Annotated in this window: 5 protein-coding genes; all 5 read left to right on the top strand. The window is 70.9% G+C overall.

The window, feature by feature from the left end:
• Nucleotides 1-1,064, top strand: a 1,064-nt coding sequence (locus G6017_RS05020; protein ID WP_182616222.1) for a helicase-associated domain-containing protein, incomplete at its 5' end; no start/stop codon positions are given.
• A 90-nt stretch (nucleotides 1,065-1,154) separates the two neighbouring features.
• The gene (locus tag G6017_RS05015; RefSeq protein WP_179524654.1) at nucleotides 1,155-2,822 is read left to right on the top strand and encodes a DNA repair helicase XPB; all 1,668 of its coding nucleotides are present in this window, start codon (nucleotides 1,155-1,157) and stop codon (nucleotides 2,820-2,822) included.
• 57 nt (nucleotides 2,823-2,879) lie between these two features.
• Nucleotides 2,880-3,566 (top strand): DUF3239 domain-containing protein, encoded by a 687-nt coding sequence (locus tag G6017_RS05010; RefSeq protein ID WP_179524653.1) that lies wholly within the window; start codon nucleotides 2,880-2,882, stop codon nucleotides 3,564-3,566.
• A 145-nt stretch (nucleotides 3,567-3,711) separates the two neighbouring features.
• Nucleotides 3,712-6,237 carry a nitrite reductase large subunit NirB gene (gene nirB, locus G6017_RS05005; RefSeq protein WP_182616220.1) on the top strand — a complete coding sequence of 842 codons (2,526 nt, stop codon included), beginning with the start codon at nucleotides 3,712-3,714 and terminating at the stop codon, nucleotides 6,235-6,237.
• Nucleotides 6,238-6,267: 30 nt separating this feature from the next.
• Nucleotides 6,268-6,648, top strand: a complete 381-nt coding sequence (nirD, locus tag G6017_RS05000; protein WP_182609571.1) for a nitrite reductase small subunit NirD — start codon at nucleotides 6,268-6,270, stop codon at nucleotides 6,646-6,648.
• Nucleotides 6,649-6,739 lie beyond the last annotated feature (91 nt).

Raw genomic sequence — 6,739 nt, 5'->3', positions numbered from 1 at the left:
GGTGGTTCTCGCCGGTGTGGTTCGCGCGGGCCGGGTCACGGACCTGCACCCAGACCGTCGGCGAGGCGCGTCGGCTGGGCCTCGTGGTGGGGACCACCGCCACCAGCGCGGCCAGGATCCTGGTCTCCGTCCCCCCCGCCGCCGGTCCCCCCTCGGCCGACGAGCTCGAGCCGGTCCTGAGGGCGGCGCTCCCCGAACCCGTCTCCGAGGTGATCGTCCAGGCCGACCTCACCATCCTCGCCCCCGGGCCGCTCGTCCCGGAGCTCGCGGCGGACTTCGCGTTGCTCGCCGACGTCGAGTCCGCGGGTGCCGCAACCACCTACCGCGTGACCGAGACCTCCCTGCGCCGGGCGCTGGACTCGGGACGTACCGCCGCCGGGATCAGGGATCTGCTCGCCCGGACCTCGATCACCCCGGTCCCGCAGTCCCTGGACTACCTCATCGAGGACGTCGCACGGAGGCACGGCCGACTCCGGGCGGGGGCCGCGATGTCGTTCCTCCGCTGTGACGACCCGTCGCTTGTGGCCCAGGTCCTGGGCTCCCCGGTGGCGGAGAGTTGCGCCCTGCGGTCCGTCGCCCCGACCGTCCTCATCTCCCAGGCCCGTCCGTTGGATCTCGTCGAGGCCCTCCGGGAGCACGGGTACGCGCCCGTCGTCGAGGACACCTCCGGCGCCGTCGTCGCACTCACCCGCCCGGTGGCCCGGGTCCGGGCCACCTCCCCCGGCCGCACCCCCCGGGTCCCGACGCGTACCGCCACCACCGGCGAGCTCCGTGCGGCGATCACGGCGATGCGCTCGGCCGACCGCGTGCGGTCGGCGCGCGGTTCCTCGGGTGACGGGTACACGGGTCAGGCCGCCATCGCCCGCCTGCACGAGGCCGCGGGGTCGGGCACCGCGGTCACGGTCTCCGTGGTCGACGCGCAGGGCCGCTCGACGTCGCGACTCGTCATCCCCGTCTCCGTCGCGGGGGGCCGGATCGAAGGGGTGGAACCCGATTCCGCCGAGGCCGTGACCCTGCCGTTGCACCGCGTGATCTCGGTGGCCGATGTGGACCCCACCCGCTGACCCCACCCGCCGGCCCGACCCTCCGTCGCGATTTCCGGGACACTGGAGGGTCGGACCCACGCGGGCCCGCGAGGACCGAGGAGAACCGAAGTGAGTGGTGGACCGCTGATCGTCCAGTCGGACAAGACCGTGCTGCTGGAGATCGACCACGACCAGGCAGGCGACGCCCGGCAGGCCCTGGCCCCGTTCGCCGAACTCGAGCGCGCCCCCGAACACGTCCACACCTACCGGATCACGCCGCTCGCCCTGTGGAACGCGCGGGCCGCCGGTCACGACGCCGAGCAGGTCGTCGACGTGCTCGTCACCTACTCGCGCTTCCCCGTCCCACAGCCGCTCCTGGTCGACATCGCGGACACCATGGCCCGCTACGGCCGGCTTCAACTGGTCAAGAGCCCGGTCCACGGTCTCACCCTCATCTCTCTCGACGCCGCAGTGCTCGCCGAGGTCAGGCGACACAAGAAGATCGCCCCGATGCTCGGGGCGGAGATCGACGCCGACACCGTGATCGTCCACGCGTCCGAGCGCGGTCGGCTCAAGCAGGAGTTGCTGAAGGTGGGGTGGCCGGCCGAGGACCTGGCCGGGTACGTCGACGGCGAGGCGCATGAGATCTCCCTGTCCACCGAGTCCGAGCCCTGGGAGCTCCGCGACTACCAACAGATGGCCGCGGACTCCTTCTGGGCGGGCGGCTCCGGCGTCGTCGTCCTGCCCTGCGGGGCCGGCAAGACCATGGTCGGCGCGGCGGCGATGGCCCGCGCCAAGGCCACCACGCTCATCCTCGTGACCAACACCGTCGCCGGTCGGCAGTGGAAGCGCGAACTGCTCGCCCGGACCACGCTCACGGAGGACGAGATCGGCGAGTACTCGGGCGAACGCAAGGAGATCCGCCCGGTCACCATCGCCACGTATCAGGTCGTCACCCGCAAGACCAAGGGCGTGCACCGGGCGCTGGAGCTCTTCGACTCCCGGGACTGGGGACTGATGATCTACGACGAGGTGCACCTGCTCCCGGCACCGGTCTTCCGGATGACCGCGGACCTGCAGTCGCGTCGCCGTCTCGGGCTCACCGCCACGCTGGTCCGTGAGGACGGCCGGGAGGGTGACGTGTTCTCCCTCATCGGCCCCAAGCGCTACGACGCCCCCTGGAAGGACATCGAGGCGCAGGGGTGGATCGCCCCGGCCGACTGCGTGGAGGTCCGCGTGACGCTGACCGAGAACGAGCGGATGATGTACGCCACCGCCGAGGCCGAGGACAAGTACAAGTTGTGCTCGACCGCCCGCACCAAGATCGCGGTGGTGAAGCAGATCCTGGCCAGGCACTCCGGTGCCCCGACGCTGGTGATCGGCGCCTATCTGGACCAGCTGGAGGAACTGGGGGTCGAGCTGGACGCCCCGGTGATCCAGGGTTCCACCTCCAACAAGGAGCGGGAGAAGCTCTTCAACGCCTTCCGCGCCGGGGAGATCTCCACCCTGGTGGTGTCCAAGGTCGCCAACTTCTCGATCGACCTACCGGAGGCGAGCGTCGCCGTGCAGGTCTCCGGGACCTTCGGCTCCCGGCAGGAGGAGGCCCAGCGGCTCGGGCGACTCCTGCGCCCCAAGAAGGACGGCGGACAGGCGCACTTCTACTCCGTGGTCTCCCGGGACACCCTCGACGCGGAGTACGCCGCCCACCGCCAGCGGTTCCTCGCCGAGCAGGGCTACGCCTACCGGATCACCGACGCCGACGACCTGCTCGGCCCGGAGCTGCCCGGGATCGGCTGAGCACACGGCCCGCCCTGGGCGTCCCACCCTCGCCGTGGCGCCTGGGATACTGGGTCCATGGCCTCCGATCGCACCTCCCGCGCCCCTCACGAGCAGTACCGCCTCGCCGACTTCCCCGTGGACGACGCCTGGGTCCGGAAGAACAACGAGAGCCTGGCCGAGGTGCGTCGTCTGCAGTGGTCCGCCGGGATCCTCGGGGTCGTCGTCCTCGCCGCCGGGACCGGGATGCTGCTCTACTCGGGCCTCGAACCGTGGGGCTGGATCATCGCCGCGCTGGCCGGCGTCTTCGCGATCGGGTGCCTGGCCATGATCGGGTACATCCCCCGGAAGATGGGATCCATGGCGCACACCTACGCCACCTCCGAACTCGTCCCGGCGATCGTCGCCGAGGTGCGACCGCGTGGGCTCACCCTGCTGGCCCTGGTCGACCGCGCCGTCGACCGGTCCGCGGGCTCGCTCCCCGCTCTGGCCGTCCGCAGCTGTGAGAAGATCCCGGGCCACGACGTCCGCGTGGGCACGCGGGTCCCCTGCGTCGCCGTGGTGGGCAACCGCAGCGCCCGCGGAGGTGACAACCTCTACCAGTTCATCTCCCCCATGCCCGTCGCCTGGGCCACCCCGGACGCCGCCGTGCTGCGGAGGCTGACCAAGGAGATCCCGGCCGGCGAGTGGGAGACCCTGCGCCAGAACCTCGACCGGGTCGGAGAGGTGTCGGCGTCTCCGGCCAACCTCGTGCCACTCGACTGAGAGCCCTCCCACCGCTCGACACCGTGGGCCTCACCCGACGCTCCTCCACCTGTGAGCAAGTCGTCACGGCACCGTGATCCGCCGCCACTGCGCGGAAACACGCGCTTTCTAGCCTGGTCGGCACAGGCTAGAAGGAGGTCTCCACATGACCGAGCACATCGTCGTCGTCGGACACGGAATGGTCGCCCACCGGTTCGTCTCCACCCTCGCGTCCCGGTGGGCCACCGCCGATCTCACCGTCACGGTGATCGGCGAGGAGACGGACCCGGCGTACGACCGCGTCGGCCTCTCCTCCTACGTCGGGGCGTGGGACCGCGAGTCGCTCCACCTCGAGGACGCCCGGCACGGCGCCGATCCGCGGGTGACCGTGCGATCGGGTCACCTGGTCACCGCGATCGACCGCGAGGCCGGGGAGGTCGAACTCTCGTCGGGCGAGCGGATCGCCTACGACACGCTGGTCCTGGCGACCGGCTCGCGGGCGTTCGTCCCACCGGTGCCCGGCCATGACCTCCCGGGATGTCACGTCTACCGCACCCTCGACGATCTCGACGGGATCCGCGCGGCCGCCGAACGCGCCGGGTCGGGCTCCCACGGCGTCGTGATCGGCGGTGGGTTGCTCGGCCTCGAGGCGGCCAACGCCGTGAGCCTGCTCGGGCTCACGCCGCACGTGGTCGAACGCAACGACCGGCTCATGCCACTGCAGGTGGACGCCGGTGGCGGCCATGTCCTGGCGTCTCTGATCCGTGAACTGGGGATCGAGATCCACCTCTCGGTGACCGGCACGGAGATCGCCGAGACGCCCGACGGGCTGACCGTCCGACTCACCGACGACGAGGGGGTCACCACGGTCGTCGACGCCGCCTTCGTGGTGTTCTCGGCGGGCGTCCGCCCGAGGGACGAACTCGCGCGGCTCTCCGGTCTGGACACCGCCGAGCGGGGCGGCATCCTCACCGACCTCGCGTGCCGGACCTCGGACCCGAACATCTACGCGATCGGCGAGTGCGCTGCCATCGACGGCACCTGCTACGGGCTCGTCGGTCCCGGGTACACCTCCGCCGAGGTGGCCGCGGCCACGATCCTCAGCGGCGAGGGGGAGTTCACCGGGGCCGACCTGTCCACCAAACTCAAGCTCCTCGGGGTGGACATGGCGAGTTTCGGCGACGCGCACGGCGTCACGCCCGGTTGCCTCGAGGTGGTGGTCAACGATCCCGTCGCGGGGACCTACTCCAAGCTGGTCATGAGCGACGACGCCCAGACCCTCCTGGGTGGGGTGTTCGTCGGCGATTCCGGGCCGTACTCGCTGCTCAAGCCACTCGTCGGCCGCACGCTGCCGTCCCCCGACCCGATCTCGCTCATCTCCCGCTCCACCGGTAACGATCCCGGGGTCGGGGTGGAGGCGCTCCCCGACGAGGCGCAGATCTGCTCGTGCAACGCCGTCACCAAGGGCGACGTCCGCGAGGCCATCTGCGGCGGCGCCTGCGACGTGGCCGACCTCAAGTCGTGCACCCGGGCCGGCACCTCGTGCGGCTCGTGTATCCCCCTGCTCAAGCAGGTCCTCGAAGCGGAGGGGGTCGAGCAGTCGACGGCGCTGTGTGAGCACTTCGAGCAGTCCCGGTCGGAGCTCTTCGAGATCGTCACGGTCACCGGGATCCGGACCTTCTCCGGTCTGATCGAGCGCTTCGGCCACGGGTCCGGCTGCGACATCTGCAAGCCCACCGTCGCGTCCATCCTGGCCTCCACCAGTTCCGACCACGTCCTCGACGGGGAACAGGCCGCACTGCAGGACACCAACGACCACTTCCTCGCCAACATCCAGAAGAACGGCACCTATTCGGTGGTGCCCCGGATGCCGGGCGGCGAGGTGTCCGCGGAGCAACTCATCGTGATCGGTGAGATCGCGCGTGATCACGACCTGTACGTCAAGGTGACCGGCGGTCAGCGCATCGACATGTTCGGTGCGCGCGTCGAGGAACTGCCGGTGATCTGGAAGCGGCTCGTGGACGCCGGCATGGAGTCGGGGCACGCCTACGGCAAGTCGCTGCGCACGGTCAAGAGCTGTGTGGGCACCTCGTGGTGCCGCTACGGACAGCAGGACTCGGTCGGGATGGCGGTGCTGATGGAGAACCGCTACCGCGGACTGCGCGCGCCCCACAAGATCAAGATGGCGGTCTCGGGGTGTGCGCGCGAATGCGCGGAGGCCCGCGGCAAGGACGTCGGCGTGATCGCCACCGAGACCGGCTGGAACCTGTACGTCGGCGGCAACGGGGGCGCGACGCCCAGGCACGCGCAACTGCTCGTCGGTGACCTGACCGACGAGGAGCTGATCCGCTACATCGACCGCACGGTGATGTTCTACGTCCGGACGGCCGAGCGGCTCCAGCGGATGGCGCCCTGGCTCGAATCGCTGGACGGCGGCATCGACCACCTGCGCGAGGTGGTGTGCGACGACTCCCTCGACCTGGCCGCCGAGCTGGAGGGTCGGATGGAGGCCCACGTCGCGGGCTACGTGGACGAGTGGTCCGCGGTTCTGGACGACCCCGACAAGCTCGCCCGGTTCGTGTCCTTCGTCAACGCGCCCGAGTCCCCGGACCCCACCGTCGAGTTCGAGGAGAAGGACGGCCGCAAGGTCCCGGTCCTCCTCGGCTCCCCCGCGATGCCCGCACGAGTCTGACCCAACCCGAACCCCCGAAAGGACACCGTCATGACCGCACTCCTGTCCCCCACCGAGATCGAGGTCTGCCCCCTCGAGCGGCTCATCCCGGGGCGGGGCGTCGCCGCCCTGCTGCCCGACGGCCGACAGATCGCCGTCTACCTCCTGGACGACGGCAGTGTCCACGCCCTGTGCAACATCGACCCGATCGCCCGGGCCGCCGTGATGAGCCGTGGTCTCGTCGGCGACCGCGGGGGGGTCCCCGTGGCCATCTCCCCCATCGGCAAGCAGGCCTACGCCTTGGAGGACGGGCGCGGGGTCGACGACGAGTCGTACGGACTGTCCGTGTTCCCGGCCAGGGTCGTCGACGGCACCGTCCTGGTCTCCACCGAGGCCGCGATCCGGCACCAGGGGAGCCGGCTCGCCGCGTAGCCGGGCGCACCGGATCGCCGCACGGAGGCGGCACCGCCGGAACCCACGAGAGACGTCAGGCGCCACCGCGTGGATCCACGTGGTGGCGCCT

Origin of the sequence: Dietzia sp. B44, assembly GCF_014145245.1 — a bacterium.
In the GTDB taxonomy this organism is placed as follows: Bacteria; Actinomycetota; Actinomycetes; order Mycobacteriales; family Mycobacteriaceae; genus Dietzia; species Dietzia natronolimnaea.
Note: the sequence above shows the minus strand (reverse complement) of the source record. Positions and strands in the feature narration are given on the sequence as shown.

Bases quoted from the DNA above. Each gene is read 5' to 3' on its own strand.
- G6017_RS05010 (WP_179524653.1), top strand. From the start codon at position 2,880: ATGGCCTCCGATCGCACCTCCCGCGCCCCTCACGAGCAGTACCGCCTC.
- nirB (WP_182616220.1), top strand. From the start codon at position 3,712: ATGACCGAGCACATCGTCGTCGTCGGACACGGAATGGTCGCCCACCGG.
- nirD (WP_182609571.1), top strand. From the start codon at position 6,268: ATGACCGCACTCCTGTCCCCCACCGAGATCGAGGTCTGCCCCCTCGAG.